Origin of the sequence: Pseudoalteromonas sp. UBA2102 (assembly GCF_002331165.1) — a bacterium.
Lineage (GTDB): Bacteria > Pseudomonadota > Gammaproteobacteria > Enterobacterales > Alteromonadaceae > Pseudoalteromonas > Pseudoalteromonas atlantica.
Window position 1 is genome coordinate 1 of record NZ_DCYU01000153.1, and the last position, 26,412, is coordinate 26,412.

Sequence of the window (26,412 nt, forward strand, 5' to 3'; positions counted from 1 at the left end):
GCACATTGCTAAGAGTGACGATGCTGCTGAGCGCCAAAGTGAAGACGATGCTTATCTGCAACACAGTAATATGGAGCAAAGCTTAGCTGCACAATTTGATGATGTTATGAGCAGTGCGGTAGAGCAAGGTTATAACCCTGCATCTGTAGCGCAACACACACAACCCGCGCCTGAAAGCGCCGATGCTAAAGATAGCAGTGTGCGTGAACAAGAAGCTCAAGCACAATCAGCAATTGCGCGAATTTTACGGGATAGAAATATATCGGGGGCAGGCAGGCTTTCAGGGGGGAGTGTAAATACCCCTGAGCAAGCGCAAACACCAAAAACGCCTGCCCAAGCTACGCCTAACAGCGAAGCAAAGCCACATAATACAAGCCTGCAAGCGAGTGAGTCACAAAACGATTCACCGCCATGGCATGACCATGCGCAAGGCGATAGCGAAAAAAAGCCAACGCTCCCAGTAACAGGGAGCCAAACGCCAGCTGAGCCAGTAACGCAAAGCCAGCCAGCGCGTAAGGTTGATTTTAAAGAAAAGCATCAAACAATTACTGAAAACTTAGCGCCTGAGCTGCTGGAGCAAATTAATCCGCAAAAAAAGCCTGAGGTAATAGAGCAAGAGCCCGCTATACCGGTCCCAGATGATTTTCAAAGCCCAATTAGCGAGATTAAATTTGCGCATCAGCAAGATGAATGGGCTTATTTAATTAAGCGTATGGGGCTTGGTGGGCGAATGCGCCAATTTGCATTACACTCGATTTTTACCAAGCAAGGCGACAGTTTACATATTGACGTGGATGAATCGCAAAAACACTTAGATACGCCCATGCTTAGGCAAAAGCTCGATGCGGCGTTATCAAGCATTTACGGGCATAACGTATCGCTGAGTATTAACTTTGCAAAAGGGGTGATTGACTCGCCTTATTTAATTCAGCAAAAAATAGATGCAGGGCGACACCAGCAAGCAATAGATGTGATCACATCTGATGAAAACATAGTACAATTTCAGCAGCTATTTAGCGCCGAAATAGACGAAAACAGTATTCAGGCATTGTAATTAAATACAATCGCCCTTATCTTCATGACAACTAGAGTTTAAAAGAAAGAGAGAAAATTATGTTTAAAGGTGGAATGGGTAACATGATGAAGCAAGCGCAGCAAATGCAAGAGCGCATGCAAAAAGCCCAAGACGAAATCGCGACAATGGAAGTTGTTGGCGAAGCCGGCGCAGGCCTTGTAAAAGTAACCATGCTTGGTAATCATAACGTGCGTCGTGTTGAGCTTGATGAAAGCCTTATGGAAGACGACAAAGACATGATTGAAGATTTACTTGCTGCAGCATGTAACGATGCTGTTCGCCGCGTTGCTGACGAAACGCAAGAGCGTATGGGCAAAGTAACTGGCGGTATGCAATTACCACCAGGTATGAAAATGCCGTTTTAAGCAAATATGCAACTTTCAGATAGTTTAACGCAGCTTATAGAAGCGCTACGTTGCCAACCGGGTATTGGTCCTAAATCGGCTCAGCGCATTGCGTTTCATTTATTAGAGCGCGATCGTAAAGGCGGTACTCAACTTGGTAACGCATTGACCAAAGCCATGGGCGCGGTTGGGCATTGTCAGTCGTGCCGCACTTTTACTGAGCAAGCGCAGTGTGATATTTGCTTAAGTACAAAACGCCAAGACAGTGGTGTGCTGTGTGTTGTTGAATCGCCTACCGATGTGTTGGCAATAGAGCAAACAGGCCAATACCTTGGTTTATATTTTGTACTTATGGGGCATTTATCGCCAATTGACGGTATTGGGCCTAAAGAAATAGGCCTTGATATACTTGAACAAAAGCTCTCGCACGGCGGTATTAACGAAGTGATTTTAGCTACCAACCCCACGGTTGAGGGCGAAACCACTGCACATTATATTGCCCAGCTTTGCCATAAATATAAAGTAGGGGCCTCGCGTATAGCGCATGGTATACCTGTTGGTGGCGAGCTTGATTTAGTAGATGGCACAACGTTAATGCATGCATTTAGTGGCCGCCGAGCGGTTATGCAGGACTAACACAACTATCTGAAATCGTTTTAAAAGCCTACATAGTAAAATATGTGGGCTTTTTTGTGTTTGCTATTTAATTACCGTATAACGTGTGTGAGTTTGCCGGTAATCATATTAAATTAATAAATGAGTTAAACTTGGCGACGTTGTGTTATAAATTATTGACTAACAACAACTAGATAACGTGATAGTTGCACGGCTCACGCGCCTTAAAAATATCGCTCAAGTTGGTATAAAAACATCAGGAATTTATCTGATTAGTAAGGAGTACTATGCAAAATAATAAACACGACAATAAAGGCGGTTTACTCAGCAGTAAGCGCTTTTTACCGCTATTTGTAACGCAGTTTTTGTCGGCTATGAATGATAATGTGTATAAGCAATCCGTGCTTATATTGTTAGTGTTTCAAGCTGCAACCCTTGGCGATGGTGCGCTGTATTCAAACCTTGCAGCGGGCTTATTTATATTACCGTTTTTTTTATTTTCAGGAATGGCGGGGCAACTAGCCGAAAAAACAGAAAAATCAAAGCTGATCCGGCTTGTTAAATTTTGCGAAATACCGATTATGGTTATTGGCGCAGCCTCTATTTTTACGCAATATGTGTGGTTAATGCTGACCACCGTGTTTTTTATGGGCTTACAAAGTACTTTTTTTGGCCCGCTTAAGTATTCAATATTACCGCAACATGTGGCGCCTAACGAATTAACAAAAGCCAATGGCTTGGTTGAGTCTGCCACTTTTGTAGCTATTTTAATTGGTACTATTTTTGGCACCTATTACATTACTCAAACAACAGGTCCAACAATTATTAGTATTGCCGTGCTGATACTTGCAGTACTTGGCTTTTTCAGCAGCCGCTTTATTCCTATAAGCCAAGCCAATAATCCTAATTTGCACTTTACCTATAATATTTTTTCATCCACTAAAAATGTATTTAAAGCGCTTAATGCTCAAACAGAATCGGTTGGTAAATCGGTGTTGGGTATAAGCTGGTTTTGGCTAATAGGCGCGGTTATTTTAACGGCATTACCTAATTACGTTAAGCATGTAATGGGTGGCGATGAACTCGTGGTAACCAGTGCGCTGGTGGTGTTTTCGCTAAGCATTGCCGTGGGGTCTTTGTTGTGCGAAAAGCTCTCACGCTCACGTATTGAGCTGGGCATTGTACCTTTTGGCGCTATTTTAATTACGCTATTTTTGTATTTATTAAGCCAAGAGCCGGCTATTAGTGAATATATCGCGCCCTCTGAAAATTTATTAACGCTTAAACAAGTGCTTAATACAGGCGACATGGTATGGCATTTTGTTTGGATGGCAGGTATTGGTATTGCATCCGGTTTTTATACTGTGCCGCTGTATGCGCTTATTCAACAGCGTACCGAGGAGGCAAGTCGTTCACGGGTGATTGCTGCTAATAATGTGCTTAATGCGCTCTTTATGGTTGGCAGTGCCATATTAAGTATTGTAACGCTCTCTGTTTTAGAGTGGCATATTTCGTCGTTACTATTGCTTTTGGCGGGGCTTAATTTGCTTATCTCTATTTATATTTACACTAAGGTACCGGAATTTTTCTTGCGCTTTGTTATCTATATTTTAGCTATATGCATGTATCGTGTGCGCACAAAAGGGCATGAAAATATTCCAAGCGAAGGCGCAGCCGTTATTGTAGCTAACCATGTAAGCTTTGTAGATTGGATGTTTATTTTAGCCACTTCGCCTAGGCCTATACGCTTTATGGTGTTTGCCCCCATTTATTACTCAAAAGCGCTGCATTGGCTATTTAAAATGGCAAAAGCTATTCCAATTGATAGCGAAAAAGCCAACCCAAAGGCGTTTGCAAAAGCATTTGATGAGGTTGCCGCAGCGCTTGAACGCGGTAAGTTAGTTGGTATTTTTCCTGAAGGAAAACTAACAAGTAATGGTGAAATGGACATGTTTAGGCGGGGCATTGAGCGCATTATAGCGCGCACACCTGTGCCTGTTGTGCCCGTTCACTTAGGTGGCTTGTGGGGCAGTATGTTTAGCCGTAAAGCCAAGTGGCAACTACCACGCCTTAAATGGTCTTTAGTATCGGTGAGTGTGGGAGAGCCGATTGAAGCTGAGCAGGTAAGTGCTAATTATTTGCACGAACAAGTCAGCGCTTTAAAAGCCCAGCACGCTAAAAACACACCGTAATTTAACTCTAAAAGCCACATTTTAATGTGGCTTTTTATTTATGTCAGCACAAAAGCTGCTTTTTTAAATTTTTCCCTTGAAGTTACTCCACCTCACCCCATATTAAGTGCATAACGCAGACACTTTGCTAATTGGAGATACATAAATGACTGCAGCACAAAAAGAAACATTAGGCTTTCAAACAGAAGTAAAACAACTATTAAACTTAATGATTCATTCGTTATATTCGAATAAAGAAATATTTTTACGTGAGCTTGTATCAAATGCATCAGATGCCGCCGATAAGCTACGCTTTTTAGCGCTTTCTGATGGCGACCTTTACCAAGGTGATGCCGATTTACGTGTACGTATTAGCGCAGATAAAGAAGCGAACACAATTACCATTTCTGACAATGGTATTGGTATGACGCGTGAAGAAGTGATTAGCTCTTTAGGAACTATTGCTAAGTCGGGTACTGCTGAGTTTTTCAAAAACTTAACCGGTGACCAAAGTAAAGACTCGCAATTAATTGGTCAATTTGGTGTTGGTTTTTACTCGGCATTTATTGTGGCTGATGAAGTGACAGTGCGCACGCGTAAAGCGGGTGAAACACAAGCGTACGAGTGGCAATCACAAGGTGAAGGTGAGTACACGTTACAAGAAATTGAAAAAGAAGGCCGTGGTACGGATATCATTTTACACCTGCGTGAAGAAGAAAAAGAATACGCGGATGAATACCGTTTACGTAGCATTGTTACTAAATACTCAGATCATATTTCTACGCCTGTACAAATGTATAAAGCAGAAGTGCCTGAGTCTGAAGGCGAAGACGGCGAAAAAATCCCAGCAGTTCCAGGTGAGTGGGAAAGCATTAACCGTGCAACCGCATTATGGACACGTGATAAGTCAGAGGTTTCTGATGAAGAATACAAAGAGTTTTACAAGCATGTAAGCCATGATTGGGAAGAGCCGCTAAACTGGGCACACAATAAAGTAGAAGGTAAAACTGAGTACACAAGCTTATTGTATATCCCTAAAAAAGCGCCGTTCGATTTATGGAACCGTGAGCGCCAAAGTGGCTTAAAACTGTATGTTCAACGTGTCTTTATTATGGATGACGCCGAGCAGTTTATGCCAAGTTACTTGCGCTTTGTAAAAGGCTTGCTTGATTCAAACGATTTACCGCTAAATGTATCGCGCGAAATTTTACAAGATAACAAAGTAACGCAAGCGATTCGTAAAGGGTGTACGTCTCGTATCTTAAAAATGCTAGAGCGTATGGCTAAAAACAAAGCCGAAGACTACCAAACATTTTGGAACGAGTTTGGCCAAGTAATCAAAGAAGGCCCAGCAGAAGATACAGCGAATAAAGAAGCCATTGCTAAATTGTTACGCTTCTCATCTACGCATACCGACTCAGAAACACAAGATGTATCGCTGGAGCAATACATTGAGCGTATGAACGATGAGCAAGATAAAATTTACTACGTAGTTGCTGATTCGTTTACAGCGGCTAAAAACTCGCCGCACTTAGAAATCTTCCGCAAAAAAGGCATCGAAGTATTATTACTAAGTGACCGTGTTGATGAGTGGATGATGAGCCACTTAACTGAGTTTAACGAAAAATCATTCCAGTCAATTACCCGTGGCGACCTTGATTTAGGTAAGCTTGACGACGAAGAAACAAAAAAAGCGCAAGAAGAGTCTGAAAAAGAAGTAGAAGGCTTAATTGAGCGCATTAAAACAGCGCTAGGCGAAGAAGTTAAAGAAGTACGCTTTACGCATCGCTTAACAGACTCTCCTGCCTGTGTGGTTAGCGATGAGAACGACATGAGCTCGCAAATGCAAAAGCTTATGGAGTCAGTAGGGCAACCTGTACCAGAGGCTAAGCCAGTGTTTGAGCTTAACCCTGAGCATCAGTTAGTTAAGCACTTAAACGATGAGCAAGACGAAGATAAGTTTGCACAGTGGTCTCATGTATTACTAGACCAAGCTTTACTTGCTGAACGCGGTACATTAAAAGATCCTACCGGGTTCGTAACACGTTTAAACAAGTTAATGCTTGATTTAAATAAGTAAGGCTAACAGGCTCTTTTAATTGCTAAAAGAGCCTAAAATATAACCATAATTATAAAGGAAGCGTATGCTTCCTTTTTTTATGCGCTCTAAAGTAGGCAATTAGTATAAGTTGCTTGAGTATCTGCAGCGCTTGTGGAAGAATTCAGGCTTTAAAATAAATATCCATACTAGGGGACAATGATATGCGCATTATTCTTTTGGGCGCGCCAGGTGCTGGTAAAGGTACTCAAGCTCAGTTTTTAATGGACAAATACGGTATTCCACAAATTTCTACCGGTGATATGCTTCGTGCAGCCATTAAAGAAGGTACACCACTTGGCTTAGAAGCGAAAAAAGTAATGGATGCAGGTCAGTTAATTTCTGACGATATCATCATTGGTTTAGTGAAAGAGCGTATTGCTAAACCAGACTGCGAACAAGGCTTTTTACTTGATGGCTTCCCACGTACCATTCCACAAGCAGATGCTATGAAAGAAAATGGCGTTGTGGTTGATCACGTTATTGAGTTTGACGTTGCTGATGAAGTAATTGTTGAGCGTATGGGTGGACGTCGCGTACATCCTGGCTCTGGCCGTGTTTATCACGTTGTTTACAACCCACCAAAAGTGGAAGGTAAAGACGATGAAACAGGCGAAGAGCTTATTATTCGTGCAGATGACACGGAAGAAACAGTTCGTAAACGTTTAGCTATTTACCATGAGCAAACTATGCCATTGGTTGATTACTACCAAGCTGAAGCGCAAGCAGGTAACACGCAGTACCATAAAATTGATGGTACGCAAGCTGTTGAAACAGTAAGCCAGCAACTAGCAGAGCTTTTAGGTTAATATAATCTAAACACAGCTTAGGTATTAAAAAACCGCCCTCGGGCGGTTTTTATGTATTTATTAGCTTTTAATAATTTAAAATTAAACCACCAAAGGTCAACACGCCCTGTTACCTATAACGTTTTTAGCTTTTCTATTACTGGGTCGTAGTTTGGCTCGGTAGATAAATTAGACACTAGCTGTTTGTATATCACTGTATGGCTTTTATCTAAAATAAGCACAGCGCGAGTTAGTAGCCCCATATCTTTTATAATTAAGCCATATTTTTGGCCAAAGTCTCGCCATACAGAGTCAGAAAGGGCTGTTACTTTGTCGATGTTTTCAGCATTACAAAAGCGTTTTTGAGCAAAAGGTAAATCGGCACTGATGGTCAGTATTGCGATAGCAGGAAATTGCGTCGCTACTTTTTCATTAAAATGTTTAGTTTGTAAGCTACAAATGCCAGTATCTAAACTTGGCACCACACTGATTAATACAGCTTGCCCTTTATAATCATTAAGATTTACAGGAGCAAAACCACCATCAACCACTTTAAAATTTGGCGCATTATCACCTACACTTACACCTTTACCTAACAAAGTGACAGGCTTACCCTGAGCAGAGACCTTACCTGCATCAAGCGTGTTTTCTGGGTACTGTGATGCGTGCCCAACTGAGCTTAAAGCCAGTGTGCTTAGTGCAAAAATAAGAGAGCGTACCATAGGTTATTTCCTTTTAAATTAACGCAATAGGTTTGAGTGTATTATACTCAATATCACTGACCAAGCGATTAAATATCACTGTAAAAGTAATAATAAGTTCTGTGATATATAAATTGTAAACTGCATGAACTTTTATTAACATGTAGTTACAAAATGTATCTTTAATAAAGTCATAAGGCCTATTGACAACATTGGGTTAAATAATAGAGAGATAGTATGTCAACATCCGTATTAATATGTGACGACTCAAAATTAGCGAGGCGCCAGCTAGCCCGCTCTTTACCAGATGACTGGGATATTAAAGTAGAGTTTGCTCAAGATGGTGTTGATTGCATCAAAAAACTAAAAATAATCGAGCCCGAAATCCTTTTTCTTGATTTAAACATGCCTGAAATGGACGGTTACGAAGTCCTTATGGCCATGAAAGAGCAAGGCCTTAATATCCTAACCGTGGTTGTATCTGGCGATATTCAGCCAAATGCGCACCAACGCGTACTTGAATTAGGCGCCATTGATTTTATCCAAAAACCTTGCTCACCTGAAAAACTTGCCGATATTATCGAGCATCATGGCATTAAAGATAAAGCCATGCGCGAGCGTCTTGCTCATTCTTTAGGTGAACAAGTAGACCCAGATGTGCGCGATATATACCAAGAGCTTACAAATGTCGCTATGGGTCAAGCAGGCGATTTGCTTGCACGGCTTTTGAATGTGTTTGTAGAGCTGCCAATTCCGAATGTGAATGTGCTTGAAGTTAATGAACTGGATATGGCGCTGCAGTCAATTGACAATAATGCTGCCACATCAGGGGTGTGCCAAGGCTTTATTGGCGGTGGCGTATCAGGCGAGGCATTACTTTTATTAAACGACTCAAGCTTTAAAGAAATTGCGTCACTGATGAATTACGACGGTGAGCTGAACGACAAAGTTGAGCTTGAGCTACTTATGGATATTAGTAATATTTTAATAGGCTCAATTTTAACGGGGCTTTCTAAACAGCTAGATATGTCTTTTAGCCAAGGTCATCCCATTGTACTTGGCCAACATCGCGATGTATCTGAATTGGTTAAATCAAATAAATCTCGTTGGCAAAGAACCTTAGCGATAGAAATAAGCTACGGCATCGAAAACCACGATATTAACTGCGATCTTATGCTGTTATTTACCGAAGATTCACTTAAAACTTTGAAATACAAAGTTGCTTACCTATTAGAAGACTAAGTTATGGCCGCTGATTTAGAAATGAATGAGATCCATTGGTTAATGGATATGTTTAACACGGTTGATGTGGGCCTGGTTGTACTGGATAGAAATTATAAAGTGTGTGTGTGGAATGGCTTTATGGAAAACCATTCTGGGCTATTACCAAGTGCTGTAAAAGACAAAGACCTATTTGATTTATTTCCTTCGATTGATGAGAAATGGTTTAGAAGCAAGTCAGAGTCTGTATTTGTACTTAAAAACCGCTCTTTTACTATCTGGGAGCAGCAACCTTACATCTTTCGTTTTAAAAACTACCGCCCCATTACCGGTAAAGCGGATTATATGTACCAAAATGCGACCTTTATTCCACTTACCAACACTCTGGGTGAGGTCAGTCATATTTGTATCATTATTTATGATGTTACCGATGTGGCGGTCAATAAAAAAGAATTAGAAGATTTAAATAAGCGTTTGGAGCAAGTAAGCCAAACCGACAGCTTAACGCAACTGTTTAACCGTGGGCATTGGGAAAGCACACTGCACCAAGAGTTTTTACGTGTTAAGCGCAGCGGTGGCAGCAGCACATTATTGATGTTTGATATCGATCATTTTAAAAAAATTAATGATGAGCATGGCCATAGTTGTGGCGATGAAGCGCTACGCCACCTTTCAGAACTGCTACGAACGACGCTTCGCGAAACTGATATAGCAGGGCGTTATGGTGGGGAGGAGTTTGTTGTTACTTTACTCGATACCGACAAGCAAGGCGCAGCAATATTTGCCGAGCGCATAAGAGCGTTAATAGAAGCCAACCCTTTTGTTTATAAAAACACAAAAATAGAGATGACTGTGAGTGTTGGTTTTGCAGGAAATAGCCCTGACTTTGCAAAACATGAGCGGTGGATTGAAGCCGCTGACAAAGCCCTGTATCACTCAAAAGAGCATGGCCGTAACAGAGTAACCGATTTTGAGGATATAAAAAATGACGCATAAGCGTCTTTTTTTATGCGCTGCTAAAATTAAGGCAGCGGTAATATTACTGCTAAATTAAAGTAACCAAGGATGCACCTAATTGCGCCGCAAGCCTTGGCAGTCAATACTTAACAAGGGCTTGATTAAAGTGCCGTTTTTATCAGGCATTTTATTTACTCTGTAGTATGGCGAGTATCATCTGCTGGGCATTGGCCAAGAGTAGACACATCGCCTGTACTGGTCTCTTGCTCTAATTGAACCTTGAATCCCCATAACCTGTAAAGGTGTTTTAGCACTTCTTTATGCGAGTCAGCAAGGGGGATGTTATTGTGAGGAACATAACGCAACGTTAAAGAACGATCGCCTCTAACATCAACATTATATACTTGAATGTTAGGTTCGTGATTACTCAAATTATATTGCGCTGAAAGCGCTTCGCGTACAGCCTGATAACCGCTATCATCATGTATTGCGCCTACCTCTAGATGTGGATTACGGCTGTGATCGACAATAGTAAATAGCTTAAAATCACGAATTAACTTAGGTGATAAAAATTGGCTTATGAAACTTTCATCTTTAAAGTTTTCCATCGCAAAATGTAGTGTGTCTAGCCAATTAGTGCCTGCATATTCAGGAAACCAGCGTCTATCCTCATCTGTTGGGTTTTCGCAAATACGGCGAATATCCACCATCATATTAAAACCCAATGCATACGGGTTTATACCTGAATAGTAATTGCTGTTATAAGGTGGCTGATAAACCACGTTGGTATGGCTTTGCAAAAACTCCATCATAAAGGAGTCGGTTAATTTACCTTCATCATATAAGTGGTTTAAAATGGTGTAGTGCCAAAAGGTGGCCCAGCCTTCGTTCATCACTTGGGTTTGTTTTTGCGGATAAAAATATTGCGATATCTTTCGCACAATACGTATTATTTCTCGCTGCCAAGACTCTAATAGAGGCGCGTTTTTCTCAATAAAGTATAAAATGTTTTCTTGCGGTTCTTGCGGAAAATGCCTCTCTTGCTTTTTAGCTTCTTGCTGTTGAGCGGGGATAGTGCGCCATAGCTCGTTTACTTGAGATTGCATGTAGTCTTCACGCTCTTTTTGGCGTTTTTGTTCTTCAAAAAGGGAAATTTGCTGCGGGCGTTTATATCTATCTACGCCGTAATTCATCAATGCGTGGCACGAATCAATTAAGCTTTCTACTTGTGTAATACCGTATTTTTCTTCGCAGCGGCTAATGTAATTTTTAGCAAACACTAAGTAATCTATGATGGAGTCTGCGTCAGTCCATGTTTTAAATAAGTAGTTTCCTTTAAAAAATGAGTTATGGCCATAACAGGCATGCGCCATAACCAGTGCCTGCATAGGGAGTGTGTTTTCTTCCATTAAATAAGCAATACAGGGGTTTGAATTAATCACAATTTCGTAAGCTAGCCCCATTTGCCCACGCTTATAATTTTGTTCGGTTTGTATAAATTTTTTACCATATGACCAATGGCTGTAGCCTATAGGCATGCCAACGCTTGAATAAGCATCCATCATTTGCTCAGCTGTTATTACCTCAATTTGGTTAGGGTAAGTGTCTAAGCGATAATGCGCTGCAACACGGGCTATTTCAGTTTGGTATTGCTCAAGCAGCTCAAAGGTCCAATCTGGGCCATCGCTAATTCGTTCAGTGCTCATAGTAAACCTCGCTTAGGCTAAGCAGCCCCTTGTTGTTGACGATTTTTTTTAAATAGCTCCCTAAACATAGGGTAAATGTCTTCAACACTTTTAATATGTTGTATTGCAAAGTTGCTATGGGTTTGGGTGATGTTTTGGTATTCGCGCCACAAGCTTTGGTGCGCACGCGTGGTAATTTCTATATAGGCAAAGTAGCGTACCGCATTAAGTAACTTGTTGCGTAATATTTCACCGCAGTGTGGGGTATCGTCTGCCCAGTTATCGCCATCAGATGCTTGCGCTGCGTATATATTCCATTGCTCTGAATCATAGCGCTCTTTTATTATTTCGTTCATTAATTTAAGGGCACTGGAGACAATAGTGCCGCCAGTTTCTTGAGAATAAAAAAACTCTTGTTCGTCGACCTCTTTAGCTTGTGTGTGGTGGCGTATATACACCACCTCAATGTCTTTATAACTTCGAGTCAAAAATTGATAGAGCAAAATATAAAAACGCTTTGCCATGTCTTTTGTGGCCTGATCCATCGAGCCTGATACATCCATAATACAAAACATAACGGCTTTGCTGGTGGGGTGGGGGCGTTTTTCATAATTACGAAAACGTAAGTCGTAATTATCAATAAATGGTACGGCTTTTATTTGCTGTTTAAGTTGCTCAATTTCCTCTTGTAATAATGCAATAATGGCTTGGTCGCTGTCGGTTTGCTCACACTCCATCGCAAGTCGACCTTCAAGCTCTGCTAGGCGTCTTTTTTTACCCGCACTCATGGCGACTCTTCTGGCGAGTGAGCCCTGTAATGAGCGTACTATATCAATATTACTGGGCATACCATCGCTACAAAAACCAGCCCGATGAGTTTTCATTTGTACAAGCTTATCTAGCTGGTTTTCTTGTAAGTTGGGCAGCTCTAGGTCTTCAAAGAGTAAATCAAGGTATTCATCTTTAGAAATAGAAAACACAAAGTCATCTTGGCCTTCGCCTGAATCACTTGCATCGCCATCGCCTGCGCCACCACCTTGGCCGCCTTTAGGGCGCTCAATTTTGTCACCTGTTGAAAATTGATCGTTACCAGGGTGAATTTGTTCTCTGTCGCCCCCTTTACCTTGGTGAAAAATGGGCTCGCTAATATCTCGTTGCGGGATAGATATACTCTCCCCTGAACTTGAGTCGGTAACGCTGCGTTTATTAACCGCATCAGACACTGCTTCTTTTATTTGCTTTTTATAGCGCCTAATAAAGCGCTGACGATTAAGCGTGCTTTTGTTTTTACCATTTAAGCGTCTATCTATAAAATGCGCCATACTGTTCCCCCTAAACTACATGAAGGTTACTGCGATTTTCTAACCCGTAAATACCACTCAGAAAGTAAACGCACTTGTTTTTGCGTGTAGCCTTTTTCAACCATGCGGTTAACAAAGTCCTCGTGTTTTTGTTGATCCTCAGCGGAGGTTTTTGTATTAAAGGAAATAACAGGGAGTAGATCTTCGGTATTTGAGAACATTTTTTTCTCAATCACAGTGCGTAGTTTTTCGTAGCTTGTCCATAACGGGTTTTTACCATTATTGTGAGCGCGTGCACGTAATACAAAGTTAACTATTTCGTTCCTAAAATCTTTGGGATTAGAAATGCCGGCGGGTTTTTCTATTTTTTCAAGTTCTGCATTTAACGAGGCGCGGTCAAATAACTGTCCTGTATCTGGGTCTCTGTATTCTTGATCTTGTATCCAAAAATCAGCATAAATCACATAGCGGTCAAAAATATTTTGGCCATATTCAGAGTATGACTCTAAATACGCGGTTTGTAGTTCTTTACCAATAAACTCAACATATTGCGGAATTAAATAGCCTTTTAAAAAACTTAAATAGCGCTCTTCCACTTCGGCGCTAAATTGTTCACGCTCTATTTGTTGCTCCAAAACATAAAATAAATGCACCGGATTAGCTGCAACCTCGGTAGTATCAAAATTAAATACGCGCGACAAAATCTTAAAAGCAAAACGAGTTGAAAGGCCGGTCATGCCTTCATCTACCCCTGCGTAATCACGATACTCCTGATAAGATTTTGCTTTAGGGTCGGTATCTTTTAGGGTTTCACCATCATAGACCCGCATTTTTGAGTAAATACTAGAGTTTTCAGGCTCCTTTAATCGAGATAAGGTAGTAAATTGCGCTAACGCTTTAAGCGTACCTGGTGCACACGGTGCGCTGGCAAGTTCACTATGTTGAATAAGTTTGTCGTAAATTTTTATTTCTTCGGTCACGCGCAGGCAATAAGGGACCTTTACAATATAAACACGATCTAAAAACGCTTCATTGTTTTTATTATTTTTGAATGTTTGCCATTCTGATTCATTTGAGTGGGCTAAAATCATGCCGTTAAAGGGCAGAGCGCTAATACCTTCGGTACCGTTGTAGTTACCCTCTTGCGTTGCGGTAAGGAGTGGATGCAGCACCTTGATAGGGGCTTTAAACATTTCTACAAACTCCATTAAACCTTGGTTTGCTATACATAAAGAGCCTGAGTAAGCGTAGGCATCGGGGTCGTTTTGAGCAAAGTGCTCAAGCTGGCGAATATCTACTTTGCCCACCAATGCAGAAATATCTTGATTATTTTCATCACCGGGTTCGGTTTTGGCTATACCTATTTGATTTAAAATAGAGGGGTAGCGTTTGACGACTCTAAATTGGCTAATATCGCCGTTAAATTCTTTTAATCGTTTACCAGCCCATGGCGACATAATCGTTTTTAAATAACGTGGTTTAATACCGTATTCTTTTTCGAGAACGCTGGCATCTTCTACTGGGTCAAACAAACTGAGAGGGTGATCGTTTACCGGAGAGCCTTTAATTGAATAGATAGGCACTTGTTGCATTAAATATTTTAGTTTTTCTGCAATTGAAGATTTACCTCCCCCAACAGGGCCGAGTAAATAAAGGACTTGTTTGCATTCTTCTAGACCTTGAGCCGCATGCTTTAGGTAGGAGACAATTTGTTCTATGGCATCTTCCATGCCGTAAAAGTCTGCAAAGGCAGGGTAGCGTGCAACCACTCTATTAGAAAATAACCGGCTTAAACGTGCATCGGTTGCAGTATCAACCATTTGCGGCTCGCCTATTGCCATAAGTAAACGCTCAGGGGCGCTGGCATAAGCTGATTTGTCATTTTTACAAATTTCTAGAAATTCGCTAATGCTGTATTCTTCTTCTTGTGCTGCTTCGTATCGTGCTTGGTAGTGCTCAAAAATAGTCATAATAACCTCCGAAACCCGCTTTAAAAAGGTGCTTACTTTTTAAAGTTTAGTCAGAGATTGATATTTTTGTGCAATAAAATTAAAAATTTAAGTGAAAAAAGATCATGTGGCTAAATTAGCAATTTCGCGCGTATAAAGGCGGTTTGAATTTTATAAAGGCATAAAAAAAGACGCCGAGGCGTCTTTTTAAATCAGCGTATAATAGCTAATTAAGCGAAGTTAGCGTTCGCGAATTCCCAGTTAACAAGCGCCCAAAAACCTTTAAGGTAATCAGGACGAACGTTACGGTAATCAATGTAGTAAGCGTGTTCCCATAAATCCACAGTTAGGATTGGTGTAACACCTTCGTCTGTAAGCGGCGTTGCTGCGTTAGACGTGTTTACGATATCTAATGAACCGTCAGCTAGTTTAACTAACCATGTCCAGCTAGAACCAAAGTTATTAACCGCTTTGTCGTTTAATGCATCTTTAAACGCGTCAAAAGAGCCCCATTTAGCGTTAATAGCGTCAGCGATAGCACCTGTTGGCTCGCCGCCGCCATTTGGAGATAGACAGTTCCAGTAGAAAGTGTGGTTCCAAATTTGTGCAGCGTTGTTAAATACGCCACCTTCAGATGAACAAACAATCTCTTCTAAAGATTTGTTTTCAAATTCAGTACCTGGAATTAAACCGTTTAATTTAACAACGTAAGTGTTGTGGTGCTTACCGTGGTGATACTCAAGAGTTTCTTGTGAAATATGAGGCTCAAGTGCATCAATTGCATATGGTAGTGACGGTAGTTCAAATGCCATTTTTTTATCTCCATCTTCTTTTGGTTGATAACTCGCTTGATAGTACGTAATGCCTGATAGAACAGAGCACTTACCTATACCAAACGAAAATATAGTGTTACTATAATTGTTGAGTATTTTACTCAAGTTTAAGCAAACAGCAATGCTATTGCTAAAGACTATTTCAATTGCGGCTTTATTTGCCCATTTTAAGTTATATATCTGTGGCCACAATGATTTATTTTCAAGCCCTAGGTATATCAAGCTATCGTCATTTTGAGGTTGTAGATGGAAACCATTGATAAAATTAAACAGCAGATTTCAGAAAACCCAATTATCCTTTACATGAAAGGGTCGCCTAAATTACCAAATTGTGGTTTTTCTTCACAAGCGTCACAAGCTCTAATGTCATGTGGCGAACCATTTGCCTATGTTGATATTTTACTTAATCCAGATATTCGCGCTGAGTTACCAGCATACGCAAATTGGCCTACTTTCCCACAGCTTTGGGTTGAGGGCGAATTAGTAGGTGGTTGTGACATTATCATTGAAATGTTTCAACGTGGTGAATTACAGCCACTGATCACTGAAACTGCAGCTAAGTATAAAGAAGCTGACGCAGAGTAATTGCTACTTTGCTAGATTATTAAAGCCACGTTTTACGTGGCTTTTTTGTGCCTATATATAACTTTATTACGTCTTAATCTCTTGGTCAGCCCATCAGTGGGTGATTATAACTATTAATTTGTGCTCAATAGTTAGCAAACTCAGCCCTTGCTCCTTGTTTAGGTGCACCTAGTCAGGATAAGTAAGCAACAAAGCTACTTAATATAAGCGCGAATTTTAATTAAAATATGAGTTTTATATCAATGCGCAATAAGACGTAATCATTTTGCGGGGCTAAACGTGTCGCTATCTGCGTTAAGTAATTCTTTTTTAGAACAACTAAATAGCGAGTTTTTTGCCCAGCTATCAACACGTTTTTCCAGCTTTACAATAGTTCGCTCAATCAAGCGAATTGGCATTAAATAAAAATTCACTACATCTGCACTAAAAACGATACCACAATTAATAACTATACTAATGAACGCTAAAAAAGCGTGATCCTAAACCTCTAATTTATTTAAAACGCATTAAACTATCTAAATGTTAACTGAACCTGTGGGAAATTAGTGAATATTTATTCATTGCTTTGATGCTTTACGTTTACGTAAAGGGTATTGCTTTAACGCCTTTGTTTTTACAAAATGTTAAAATTGACACCAGTGTCATGAAAAAATAACGCGCAAATAAGCGCTAAATGTTAAAACTTATGGGTGAAAAAGAAATCTTGCCTTGAAGTGAGAAATATTCAAGAATGTGAATATGTATTCAAAATAATATTGACTCTATTTACTATAGAGGCTAGTTTTGTGCGTCTGTTAGCAAATCGTCGAGCAGTTCATTCACGTTAACAGTGCAGCAAGGGAGGGGTCTATGTTATACGACTCAACATTAGAAAAAGATAATTGTGGCTTTGGCTTAATAGCCCAAGTAAATGGTCAAGCTAGTCATCGGCTTATTCGTACAGCTATTACTGGACTTGATCGCATGCAGCACCGCGGTGGTATTTCTGCCGATGGTAAAACAGGTGACGGCTGTGGTTTATTATTACAAAAACCTGACAGTTTTTTCCGTGCTATTGCGAGTGAGCATAATTGGCACTTAGGTAAAAATTACGCCGTAGGCATGGTTTTCTTAAATTCAGATCCCGTTTTAGCACAAGCTGCAAAACAGGTTTTATGTGAAGAATTAGAACAAGAAACACTTAAAATACTCGGTTGGCGTGAAGTGCCTACTGATCCTTCAATGCTAGGGCCAATTGCTACACAGCAATTACCTGGTTTTGAGCAAATTTTTGTTAGTGCGCCTGAAGGATGGCGCTCTAAAGATTTAGAGCGACGTTTATATGTAGCACGTCGCCGTGCAGAAAAGCGTTTAGCAGAGGATGAGTCGTTTTATATTGCGAGTTTATCGGGGTTAGTGACTATCTATAAAGGCCTTATGATGCCTGCAGATTTGCCTAACTTTTATTTAGACTTAGCTGATATTCGTATGACCAGCGCTATTTGTGTATTCCATCAGCGTTTTTCTACTAATACTCAGCCGCGTTGGCCTTTAGCACAACCATTTAGGTATTTAGCGCATAATGGTGAAATTAATACCATTGAAGGTAACCGCCAATGGGCTCGTGCACGTTCGTATAAGTTTTCATCGCCACTTATTCCTGATTTACAAAGTGCAGCGCCATTTGTAAACGAAACCGGCTCTGACTCTTCAAGCTTAGATAACATGCTGGAGCTGTTTTTAGCGGGTGGCATGGATTTATTCCGTGCTATGCGTATGCTTGTGCCACCTGCATGGCAGAAAAACCGTGCTATGGATGATGACTTACGCGCATTTTACGACTTTAACTCTATGCACATGGAGCCGTGGGATGGCCCTGCGGGTATTGTTATGTCTGATGGGCGTTTTGCAGCCTGTAACCTTGACAGAAATGGCCTGCGTCCAGCGCGCTATGTTATTACCCAAGATGGCTTTATTACACTTGCCTCTGAGGTAGGGATTTGGGATTACACTGCAGATGAAGTGGTTGAAAAAGGCCGTGTAGGACCAGGTGAGCTGTTAGTAATTGATACTAAATTAGGCAAAATTTGGCACTCAGACGAAATCGACCAAGATTTAAAATCGCGTCATCCTTATAAGTCATGGCTTGAAGAAAACGTTAAACGTTTAACCCCGTTTGAAGAGCTTACCGAGCAAGATGCGGGTAATCGCTCATTTGATGACGAAACACTTGTTAAATACCAAAAAATGTTTGGTTACACTAACGAAGAGCTCGATAGTGTTATTCGTGTAATGGGTGAAAATGGCCAAGAAGCAACAGGTTCTATGGGTGATGACACGCCATTTGCAGTACTTAGCGAAGGGCATCGTTCATTGTACGATTACTTCCGCCAAAAGTTTGCACAAGTGACTAACCCGCCAATCGACCCGTTGCGTGAAAACCACGTAATGTCACTGGCAACGTGTATTGGTAGTGAGCAAAACGTATTTAATGAAACTACAGGCCACGCTAAGCGCCTACAGTTTGATACGCCAATTTTAATGTATGCTGACATGCAGCAGCTACTTAATGCCGATGACGAGCATTACAGCTACTGTAAAATTGATATTACATACACAGCAGAGGAAGGTTTAGAAAAAGCGGTTGCACGTATTTGCGACGCTGCACAAGAAAAAGCAGCAGCCGGCTGTGTAATGCTTATTTTATCTGACCGTAACTTTAGCGAAACCCAATTACCAATTCCTGCTGCTATGGCGGTAGGTGCTGTACAAAAACGTTTAGTAGATAATAACTTACGTTGTGAGTCTAATATTATTATTGAAACGGGTAGCGTACGCGATGCACACCAATTTGCCGTATTACTTGGTTTTGGTGCAACCGCAATTTACCCATACCTTGCATACGAGTCACTGGTTGCGATGAGCGACAGTAAAGTGATTGATAAATCGTACTGCGAAGTGACGCTTTCGTACCGAAAAGCCATTAATAAGGGCTTGTACAAAATTATGTCTAAAATGGGCATAAGCACAATTGCATCGTACCGTTGTTCAATGCTTTTTGAAGCGGTTGGTCTATCTGATGCTATGGTAGACATGTGTTTTAAAGGTGTGGCAAGTCGTATTAAAGGCGCCTGTTTTAGCGATTTTGATATTGATCAGCAAAAGCTACATAAACTTGCTTTTAGTAAACGTAAATTATTGAGCCATGGTGGTTTATTAAAATACGTTCACGGTGGTGAATACCACGCTTACAACCCAGATGTTATTCAAACGCTACAAAAGGCCGTACGTTCAGGCGATTATAAAGACTACGCAGCCTATGCTGATTTAGTTAATAACCGTCCTATTGCAACGCTGCGCGATATGTTAGCGCTTAAATTACCTGAAAAAGGCATTAGCATTGATGATGTTGAGCCGGCTGAATTTTTATACCAGCGCTTTGACTCTGCAGCTATGAGTATTGGTGCACTTTCGCCTGAGGCGCATGAAGCGCTTGCCATTGCAATGAACCGCTTAGGCGGGTGTTCAAATTCAGGTGAAGGCGGCGAAGATAAGCTGCGCTACAACACCGAGAAAAACTCACGTATTAAACAAGTTGCCTCGGGTCGTTTTGGTGTAACGCCGCACTACCTTCGTAATGCGGATGTAATTCAAATTAAAGTGGCGCAGGGTGCTAAACCTGGCGAAGGCGGACAATTACCAGGCGAAAAAGTAACGCCATATATTGCAAAGCTTCGTTATTCGGTTCCCGGTGTAACATTAATTTCACCACCACCACATCACGATATTTACTCAATTGAAGATTTAGCCCAGCTAATATTCGATTTAAAACAAGTAAACCCAGAAGCGATGATATCGGTGAAGTTAGTATCTGAGCCGGGTGTTGGCACAATTGCCACAGGTGTAGCTAAAGCGTACGCCGACTTAATTACTATCTCAGGTTACGATGGTGGTACCGGTGCAAGCCCATTAACGTCAGTTAAATACGCGGGTAGCCCGTGGGAGCTTGGCCTTGCAGAAACCCAGCAAGCGCTTGTTGAAAATGGTCTTCGTCACCGTATTCGCCTGCAAACAGATGGTGGTTTAAAAACGGGTTTAGATATCATTAAAGCCGCTATTTTAGGTGCAGAGAGCTTTGGCTTTGGTACAGGCCCAATGGTGGCGCTAGGTTGTAAATACTTACGTATTTGTCATTTAAATAACTGTGCGACCGGTGTTGCAACGCAAGATGAAACACTTCGTCAAAAGCATTACCACGGCTTACCAGAAATGGCGATGAACTACTTTAAGTTTATAGCTCAAGAAGCACGTGAAATTATGGCAAGCTTAGGTGTTGCTAATCTAACTGACTTAATTGGCCGTTTAGACTTATTAGAAGCGATTGAAGGTAAAACAGCGAAGCAAAAGAAAATAGATTTATCGTCTGTAATTGCTCAGCCAAATAACCCAACGGGCGAAACCTTATTTTGCAGCGCACCAAATAGCTCGCATTATTTAGGTGAACTTAACGAAACGTTACTAGGTAAAGCGCAACAAGCGATTGATACCTCATCGGGTATTTCGCTCGTGAGCCGCATATGTAATACAGACCGTTCAGTGGGCGCAATGCTGTCGGGTTACATAGCTTCTAAGCACGGCAATCAAGGTATGGCTGCAGATCCAGTATCTATTGAGCTACATGGTACAGCAGGGCAATCATTTGGTGTTTGGAATGCCGGTGGCCTAGAGATGACCCTTATTGGCGATGCAAACGACTACGTGGGTAAAGGCATGGCAGGCGGTAAGCTTGTTATACGCCCACCACTGGGATCATCCTTTGAAAGTCATAAAGCGACTATTGCTGGTAACACATGTTTGTACGGTGCTACGGGTGGTAAGTTATTTGCCGCAGGCTGTGCTGGTGAGCGTTTTGCAGTGCGTAACTCTGGCGTGCAAGCCGTTGTTGAAGGCGTAGGTGATAACGGCTGTGAATACATGACTGGTGGCGTTGTATGCGTGCTAGGTAATGTAGGCGTTAACTTTGGTGCGGGTATGACCGGTGGTTTTGCATATATTTTAGATGAGCGAAGTGACTTTGAAAAACGCATTAATCCAGAGCTTGTAGAAGTAGTAACACTTGATGATTTAAGTTCGCACCAAGAGCATCTGCGTGGCCTAATTGCCGAGCATTTAGAGCTAACGGGTTCATGTCGAGCAGAAACCATTTTAGCTAATTTTGAACTGTACTTACCTATGTTCAAACTAGTTAAACCAAAATCAAGTGATGTAAAAAGTTTACTCGGGCACCGCGCTCGCAGTAGCGCAGAACTTCGTGTTCAAGCGCAATAAGGGGGCAGTATGAGCGAAAATGTATATCAATTTATAGACGTGCAGCGTGTTGATCCGCGCAAAAAACCAATCTCGTCGCGTAAAAAATCTTTCGTGGAAATTTACGAACCCTTTTCTGAGAATCAGGTAAATTCACAAGCTGACCGTTGTTTAGATTGTGGTAACCCTTACTGTGAATGGAAATGCCCAGTGCATAACTACATTCCGCAGTGGTTAAAATTAATTAGAACTGGCCGTATTTTAGAAGCGGCTGAGCTTTCTCATCGTACAAACAGTTTACCTGAAGTGTGTGGACGCGTATGTCCACAAGACAGACTGTGTGAAGGTTCATGTACGCTTGATGAAGAGTTTGGCGCAGTAACGATAGGTAATATTGAAAAATACATTACCGATACCGCATTTAAAATGGGCTGGAAACCAGACATGTCATACGTGACATGGACGGATAAAAAAGTGGCTATTATTGGTGCGGGTCCGGCTGGTTTAGGGTGTGCAGATATTTTAGTACGTAACGGTGTAAAGCCAGTGGTTTTTGACCGTCACCCAGAAATTGGTGGATTACTTACTTTTGGTATCCCTTCTTTTAAACTTGAAAAAGAAGTAATGCAAAAGCGCCGTGAAATTTTCACCGAAATGGGTGTGGAATTTAAGCTAAACGTTGAAGTGGGTGTAGATATCACTATGGACGAAATTTTAGCTGACTACGACGCGGTATTTTTAGGTGTAGGTACGTATCAGAGTATGCGTGCTGGTCTTGAAAACGAAGACGCGCCAGGCGTACACGACGCACTGCCATTTTTAATTGGTAACACAAATCGCGTTATGGGTTACGATGAAAAAAACCAAGCGTGCATTGATATGGCCAATCAAAAGGTTGTGGTACTTGGCGGTGGTGATACCGCGATGGACTGTGTGCGAACGTCTATTCGCCAAAATGCAGCTAAAGTAACTTGTGCTTATCGTCGTGATGAAGAAAATATGCCAGGCTCTAAGCGTGAAGTTAAAAACGCTAAAGAAGAAGGTGTAAACTTTACCTTTAATGTACAGCCTACGGGTATTGTACTTGATGATAATGGCCATGTTGCAGGCGTTAAAATGGTTAAAACACAACTGGGTGAGCCTGATGAAAACGGCCGTAGCCGAGCAGAAGTTGTACCAGGCTCTGAGCACGTACTTGAGGCAGACCAGGTTATTATGGCGTTTGGCTTTAAACCACACAAAATGGACTGGTTAGAAAAGTATGATGTAGAAATTAACCACTGGGGCGGCATTAACGCACCAGAGCAAGGTGAATTTACTCATCAAACAACTAATCCGAAAATATTTGCAGGTGGCGATATAGTGCGAGGCTCTGATTTAGTGGTAACGGCTATTTTTGAAGGACGTAACGCTGCTGAAGGTATTATGGATTATTTAGAGGTTTAAGTATCTCGTTAAGTTTTAAATATAATAAAGGCAAGCCAACTGGCTTGCTTTTTTTTGCTTTTTTCAAATAAAAAAGTATTAAAAAATTGTCATTAACCAATAATTAACGTGTAAATCTTGCTTAAAGTACTATTTCAGTACAAACTTGCTGCTAAATTCTTTTTTAAATCCTCGGAAAATGAGCTTTTAAATCTCGCTTGCAAATAAAAAATAATAATATGAATGCATACTCAGACAACAGAGAAAGAAAGCTAATTGTTCGCTTTTTTTCGACCATCGGATTTATAGCTACCTTCGCTATGGCGTGTAATGCACTGTCTAATGCTGATGTAGTGCTTGGTATTATGCTGCTAGTTTCAGCTGGTTTTTATGCGTGGGCTTTTAGCCTTTACCGCGCAGTCGAAAAATCAGCGACCACCATTTTATATAACCTTTACTGTTTAATGCTGTATTTAGTGATCTCGGGTGGAGCTGAAGGTACTGGGCCAATTTGGATATTTATTGTATCACCGGTGACTTACTCTATTAGAGGCCTAAAAAAAGGAACATTTGATATTGTTGTCTTTTTATTTGCCGTGATCGCCGGCTTTATTATTACAGATAACTTTAATATTTATGATTATCAGCCTGAAGCACTTCCGCTGAGGGTGGTCATTTCTTTTATTATTGTTGCTTTATTAAGTGGTTTTTATGAGCGCTCACGCGAAAAATACAATGAAAAAATAGTCGCGCTGAGTCAAAAAAATGAGCGCCTTGCCACAATAGATCACTTAACTGATTTACCTAACAGACGTTTTATGATGAAAGAACTTACTGAGCTTAAACATCTTCATAAAAAAACTAAGCAGCCGTATGTAATTTTGCTAGCTGATGTTGATAATTTCAAAAACATTAATGATAACTACGGCCACGACTTTGGTGATGAAGCGTTAACCCAACTTGCCAATATTTTAAAAAAGAGCATGCCAAAGCAAGGTATTGCTTCTCGGTGGGGCGGTGAAGAGTTTTTAATTGCACTACCAAACAGCGACAAAGATCAGGGGCAAAGTATTGCAGAAAAAATTCATGCCGAATTACAAAAAAATCCAGTGCGCATGAATGGAAAATCGGTGGTATTAACTATAAGTATGGGGCTTGTGCAAAGCCAGTTAGATACAACCATAGCCCAAGACATAAAGCTTGCCGACGAGCGATTATACAAAGCAAAAGAGCAAGGTAAAAATAGAACTTGCTCTTAACGCTTGTGTTAGTTAATCCATAGAAAAACTATCAAGGTTGGGGCGGCTTTTACTTTTTCGCCGCTGTAAACTTAAATAGCACATTGCACTGCACAGTATCTGTGCTAATAAAAGTAACCATTGATTATTAGCCACTATGTTGCCAATAATAAACCACTGCCAAACACTCACCGTTACTTGATAAACCAATATAAGTTTTAAAAAGCTAAAAAGTTTTAGCTTAAATTCTGCGTGTTTAAACTTACTAAACCCGATAAGTAAAAAGCTCAAAACAACAAGTAGCCACCCAGTAACATGGCAAAAATTTATCAGCATGCTTTGCATTTAAAACGTCTCTCCACTGTTGTAGCAAAAGTATAACTTAAGCGTGCGCCATAATAAGCTCTTTAGCATTTGCTTTAGCGGTTTTACTTATATTATCGCCACCAAGTAAGCGTGCAATTTCATTAATACGGCCGTCTTTATTTAGGCTGAGCATTTGAGTAAAGGTCTCGCCTTGTGCTATTTCTTTTGCTACAAAAAACTGCTGATGCGCACTACTTGCAACCTGGGGTAAATGGGTTACACAAATAACCTGTGTTGATTTTCCTAGTTGGCGTAGTAACTTCCCTACAGAGGAGGCGGTAGGACCTGATATACCTACATCCACTTCGTCAAAAATAAGCGTTGGCGTAGTCACTTTTTGGGCAATGATCACCTGTATGGCAAGGCTAATACGCGACAGCTCACCACCCGAGGCCACTTTAGCTAAAGGTTGTAATGGCTGCCCAGGATTAGTAGAGACCAAAAACGAGACGCTATCAAAACCTAATGCATTGGGTTGGCGCTCAGCTTCTTGGGTAAGCTGAATTTCAAAGACCCCATTTTCCATTGATAAATTAGCCATGCTTTCACTAATTAATTGATTTAATGTATTAGCATATTTATGGCGACTTTCGCTTAGCTGATCACTGGCGTGCTGGTATGCACTTAGCGCATTAGTTATTTCATCGTCTAATTGCGCCAAACGTGAGCTATTGTTACTAATTGATTCTAGCTCTTGTGTTAAACCTTGATGAAACTCAACCAGCTCTTGAGGTTTTATATGATGCTTACGGGCTAAGTCCATCGCGCCACTTAAGCGCGCTTCTACTTCTGTTAATCTAGCAGGGTCTAAGTCGGCCTGCTCTGCGTAGTTTCTTACTTCTCTGCTTGCTTCTTCAACTTGCACTGCGGCTTCATCTAATAATGCAGCTACACTTGCTAAGCTTTCGTCATAATTTGCAAGCTCGGCAAATTGCTGAGCGCTGTGTTGCAGCATTGAACAGGCATTTTGCTCATCACTTTCGTATAAATGTTGAAGTTCGCGCTGGCAGGCTTCTAAAATGGTTTGACTGTTACTTAGCTTGTAATGTTCGGCTTCTATTTGTTCAAACTCGCCGTCTTGTAAGGCAAACTCATCTAATTCGGCAACTTGGTATTCGAGTAATTGTTTTTGAGCGGCTTGTTGTAATTGCTGTTGCTCAAGCTGTTTAAATTCTTTTTGCAGGTTTGCATATAATTTAAAGCTTTGGCTAACCGCTTTTACAAGCTGGTTGTGGCCTGCGTAGGCGTCAAGCAGTTGCAGCTGGTGTTCAGCTTTTAAAAGGTGTTGATGAGCGTGCTGTCCGTGTATAGAAATTAAATACTGTCCCAGCTCTTTAAGTTGAGCTGCTGTAACAGCGCTGCCATTAATATAGCTTTTGCTACGGCCATTTTTACATACAACGCGTCTAAGTAGGCATTCGTTGTCGTTACTCGTTAGCATGTGTTGTTCTAAAAATGCTTTAGCAAGAGGAAGGGCAGTTAAATCAAATTGTGCGCACACTTCTGCTTTATCTGTGCCAGGGCGAACCGCCGACGCTTCAGCGCGCTCGCCTAAACACAGTGAAAGTGCATCAATGGCAATCGATTTACCCGCGCCGGTTTCACCCGTGATCGCCGTCATGCCGTTATGCCACTCAGTGCTTAAGTTACTTACAATTGCAAAATTTTTAATTTCTAAACCAATTAACATACTGTTCATCCATCCAGTGAATTAACTGTTAATTTATACAGTGTTTAGGTTTTTTGCAAATTAATTTTTTACTTTTTAAGCAAC

Annotated in this window: 19 protein-coding genes; 12 read left to right on the forward strand and 7 right to left on the reverse strand. The window is 41.0% G+C overall.

Features of this window, described 5'->3' with window-relative positions:
• The 6 genes from B2R65_RS19405 to adk all read left to right on the forward strand — a co-directional run.
• Positions 1–1,054 (forward strand): DNA polymerase III subunit gamma/tau C-terminal domain-containing protein (locus B2R65_RS19405; protein ID WP_286745458.1); only part of this gene is annotated, 1,054 nt, incomplete at its 5' end.
• A gap of 59 nt (positions 1,055–1,113) precedes the next feature.
• Entirely contained in the window at positions 1,114–1,440 is a 327-nt protein-coding gene (locus B2R65_RS19410) for a YbaB/EbfC family nucleoid-associated protein (RefSeq protein WP_004588122.1), read from the forward strand.
• A 6-nt stretch (positions 1,441–1,446) separates the two neighbouring features.
• Positions 1,447–2,055 (forward strand): recombination mediator RecR, encoded by a 609-nt coding sequence (recR, locus tag B2R65_RS19415; RefSeq protein ID WP_004588121.1) that lies wholly within the window; start codon positions 1,447–1,449, stop codon positions 2,053–2,055.
• A gap of 266 nt (positions 2,056–2,321) precedes the next feature.
• The gene (locus B2R65_RS19420; protein WP_286745462.1) at positions 2,322–4,226 is read left to right on the forward strand and encodes an MFS transporter; all 1,905 of its coding nucleotides are present in this window, start codon (positions 2,322–2,324) and stop codon (positions 4,224–4,226) included.
• A 145-nt stretch (positions 4,227–4,371) separates the two neighbouring features.
• Entirely contained in the window at positions 4,372–6,285 is a 1,914-nt protein-coding gene (gene htpG / locus B2R65_RS19425; RefSeq protein WP_004588119.1) for a molecular chaperone HtpG, read from the forward strand.
• 182 nt (positions 6,286–6,467) lie between these two features.
• A complete protein-coding gene (gene adk, locus B2R65_RS19430; protein ID WP_004588118.1) occupies positions 6,468–7,112 on the forward strand; it encodes an adenylate kinase in 645 nt (214 codons plus the stop codon).
• Positions 7,113–7,225: 113 nt separating this feature from the next.
• On the opposite strand, the gene tpx is transcribed toward adk, so the two are convergent.
• A complete protein-coding gene (tpx, locus tag B2R65_RS19435) occupies positions 7,226–7,813 on the reverse strand; it encodes a thiol peroxidase (protein WP_004588117.1) in 588 nt (195 codons plus the stop codon).
• Positions 7,814–8,029: 216 nt separating this feature from the next.
• Here tpx and B2R65_RS19440 point away from each other — a divergent pair, with 216 nt between their 5' ends.
• Both B2R65_RS19440 and B2R65_RS19445 read left to right on the forward strand, forming a co-directional pair.
• Positions 8,030–9,034, forward strand: a complete 1,005-nt coding sequence (locus B2R65_RS19440) for a response regulator (protein WP_004588116.1) — start codon at positions 8,030–8,032, stop codon at positions 9,032–9,034.
• Positions 9,035–9,037: 3 nt separating this feature from the next.
• The gene (locus B2R65_RS19445; protein ID WP_029774351.1) at positions 9,038–10,009 is read left to right on the forward strand and encodes a sensor domain-containing diguanylate cyclase; all 972 of its coding nucleotides are present in this window, start codon (positions 9,038–9,040) and stop codon (positions 10,007–10,009) included.
• Positions 10,010–10,161: 152 nt separating this feature from the next.
• On the opposite strand, the gene B2R65_RS19450 is transcribed toward B2R65_RS19445, so the two are convergent.
• The 4 genes from B2R65_RS19450 to B2R65_RS19465 all read right to left on the reverse strand — a co-directional run bounded on the left by B2R65_RS19450 (position 10,162) and on the right by B2R65_RS19465 (position 15,717).
• The gene (locus tag B2R65_RS19450) at positions 10,162–11,676 is read right to left on the reverse strand and encodes a SpoVR family protein (RefSeq protein ID WP_004588114.1); all 1,515 of its coding nucleotides are present in this window, start codon (positions 11,674–11,676) and stop codon (positions 10,162–10,164) included.
• Between the two features lie 17 nt (positions 11,677–11,693).
• Complete coding sequence (locus tag B2R65_RS19455) at positions 11,694–12,977, reverse strand: YeaH/YhbH family protein (RefSeq protein ID WP_286745471.1); 1,284 nt, start codon at positions 12,975–12,977, stop codon at positions 11,694–11,696.
• A gap of 26 nt (positions 12,978–13,003) precedes the next feature.
• A complete protein-coding gene (locus B2R65_RS19460; RefSeq protein ID WP_286745473.1) occupies positions 13,004–14,926 on the reverse strand; it encodes a PrkA family serine protein kinase in 1,923 nt (640 codons plus the stop codon).
• Positions 14,927–15,135: 209 nt separating this feature from the next.
• Positions 15,136–15,717: a Fe-Mn family superoxide dismutase gene (locus tag B2R65_RS19465; protein ID WP_004588111.1), complete on the reverse strand. Its 582-nt coding sequence runs from the start codon at positions 15,715–15,717 to the stop codon at positions 15,136–15,138.
• A gap of 267 nt (positions 15,718–15,984) precedes the next feature.
• Here B2R65_RS19465 and B2R65_RS19470 point away from each other — a divergent pair, with 267 nt between their 5' ends.
• A complete protein-coding gene (locus B2R65_RS19470; RefSeq protein WP_004588110.1) occupies positions 15,985–16,323 on the forward strand; it encodes a Grx4 family monothiol glutaredoxin in 339 nt (112 codons plus the stop codon).
• Positions 16,324–16,583: 260 nt separating this feature from the next.
• Here the strand turns inward: B2R65_RS19470 and B2R65_RS19475 are convergent, their stop codons facing one another.
• A complete protein-coding gene (locus B2R65_RS19475; protein WP_157686048.1) occupies positions 16,584–16,736 on the reverse strand; it encodes a hypothetical protein in 153 nt (50 codons plus the stop codon).
• A gap of 436 nt (positions 16,737–17,172) precedes the next feature.
• Here B2R65_RS19475 and gltB point away from each other — a divergent pair, with 436 nt between their 5' ends.
• The 3 genes from gltB (at position 17,173) to B2R65_RS19490 (ending at position 24,293) form a co-directional block, all read left to right on the forward strand.
• Complete coding sequence (gene gltB, locus B2R65_RS19480) at positions 17,173–21,630, forward strand: glutamate synthase large subunit (protein WP_024033372.1); 4,458 nt, start codon at positions 17,173–17,175, stop codon at positions 21,628–21,630.
• 9 nt (positions 21,631–21,639) lie between these two features.
• A complete protein-coding gene (locus B2R65_RS19485) occupies positions 21,640–23,055 on the forward strand; it encodes an FAD-dependent oxidoreductase (protein ID WP_004588108.1) in 1,416 nt (471 codons plus the stop codon).
• Between the two features lie 218 nt (positions 23,056–23,273).
• Positions 23,274–24,293, forward strand: coding sequence for a GGDEF domain-containing protein (locus tag B2R65_RS19490; RefSeq protein WP_286745480.1), 1,020 nt, complete (start codon positions 23,274–23,276; stop codon positions 24,291–24,293).
• 361 nt (positions 24,294–24,654) lie between these two features.
• Here B2R65_RS19490 and recN read toward each other — a convergent pair whose 3' ends face one another.
• Positions 24,655–26,328: a DNA repair protein RecN gene (recN, locus tag B2R65_RS19495; protein ID WP_024033375.1), complete on the reverse strand. Its 1,674-nt coding sequence runs from the start codon at positions 26,326–26,328 to the stop codon at positions 24,655–24,657.
• Positions 26,329–26,412 lie beyond the last annotated feature (84 nt).

Excerpts from the sequence above, each read along its gene's own strand:
- B2R65_RS19410 (WP_004588122.1), top strand. The coding sequence starts at position 1,114 with ATGTTTAAAGGTGGAATGGGTAACATGATGAAGCAAGCGCAGCAAATG.
- recR (WP_004588121.1), top strand. The coding sequence starts at position 1,447 with ATGCAACTTTCAGATAGTTTAACGCAGCTTATAGAAGCGCTACGTTGC.
- B2R65_RS19420 (WP_286745462.1), top strand. The coding sequence starts at position 2,322 with ATGCAAAATAATAAACACGACAATAAAGGCGGTTTACTCAGCAGTAAG.
- htpG (WP_004588119.1), top strand. The coding sequence starts at position 4,372 with ATGACTGCAGCACAAAAAGAAACATTAGGCTTTCAAACAGAAGTAAAA.
- adk (WP_004588118.1), top strand. The coding sequence starts at position 6,468 with ATGCGCATTATTCTTTTGGGCGCGCCAGGTGCTGGTAAAGGTACTCAA.
- tpx (WP_004588117.1), bottom strand. The coding sequence starts at position 7,813 with ATGGTACGCTCTCTTATTTTTGCACTAAGCACACTGGCTTTAAGCTCA.
- B2R65_RS19440 (WP_004588116.1), top strand. The coding sequence starts at position 8,030 with ATGTCAACATCCGTATTAATATGTGACGACTCAAAATTAGCGAGGCGC.
- B2R65_RS19445 (WP_029774351.1), top strand. The coding sequence starts at position 9,038 with ATGGCCGCTGATTTAGAAATGAATGAGATCCATTGGTTAATGGATATG.
- B2R65_RS19450 (WP_004588114.1), bottom strand. The coding sequence starts at position 11,676 with ATGAGCACTGAACGAATTAGCGATGGCCCAGATTGGACCTTTGAGCTG.
- B2R65_RS19455 (WP_286745471.1), bottom strand. The coding sequence starts at position 12,977 with ATGGCGCATTTTATAGATAGACGCTTAAATGGTAAAAACAAAAGCACG.
- B2R65_RS19460 (WP_286745473.1), bottom strand. The coding sequence starts at position 14,926 with ATGACTATTTTTGAGCACTACCAAGCACGATACGAAGCAGCACAAGAA.
- B2R65_RS19465 (WP_004588111.1), bottom strand. The coding sequence starts at position 15,717 with ATGGCATTTGAACTACCGTCACTACCATATGCAATTGATGCACTTGAG.
- B2R65_RS19470 (WP_004588110.1), top strand. The coding sequence starts at position 15,985 with ATGGAAACCATTGATAAAATTAAACAGCAGATTTCAGAAAACCCAATT.
- gltB (WP_024033372.1), top strand. The coding sequence starts at position 17,173 with ATGTTATACGACTCAACATTAGAAAAAGATAATTGTGGCTTTGGCTTA.
- B2R65_RS19485 (WP_004588108.1), top strand. The coding sequence starts at position 21,640 with ATGAGCGAAAATGTATATCAATTTATAGACGTGCAGCGTGTTGATCCG.
- B2R65_RS19490 (WP_286745480.1), top strand. The coding sequence starts at position 23,274 with ATGAATGCATACTCAGACAACAGAGAAAGAAAGCTAATTGTTCGCTTT.
- recN (WP_024033375.1), bottom strand. The coding sequence starts at position 26,328 with ATGTTAATTGGTTTAGAAATTAAAAATTTTGCAATTGTAAGTAACTTA.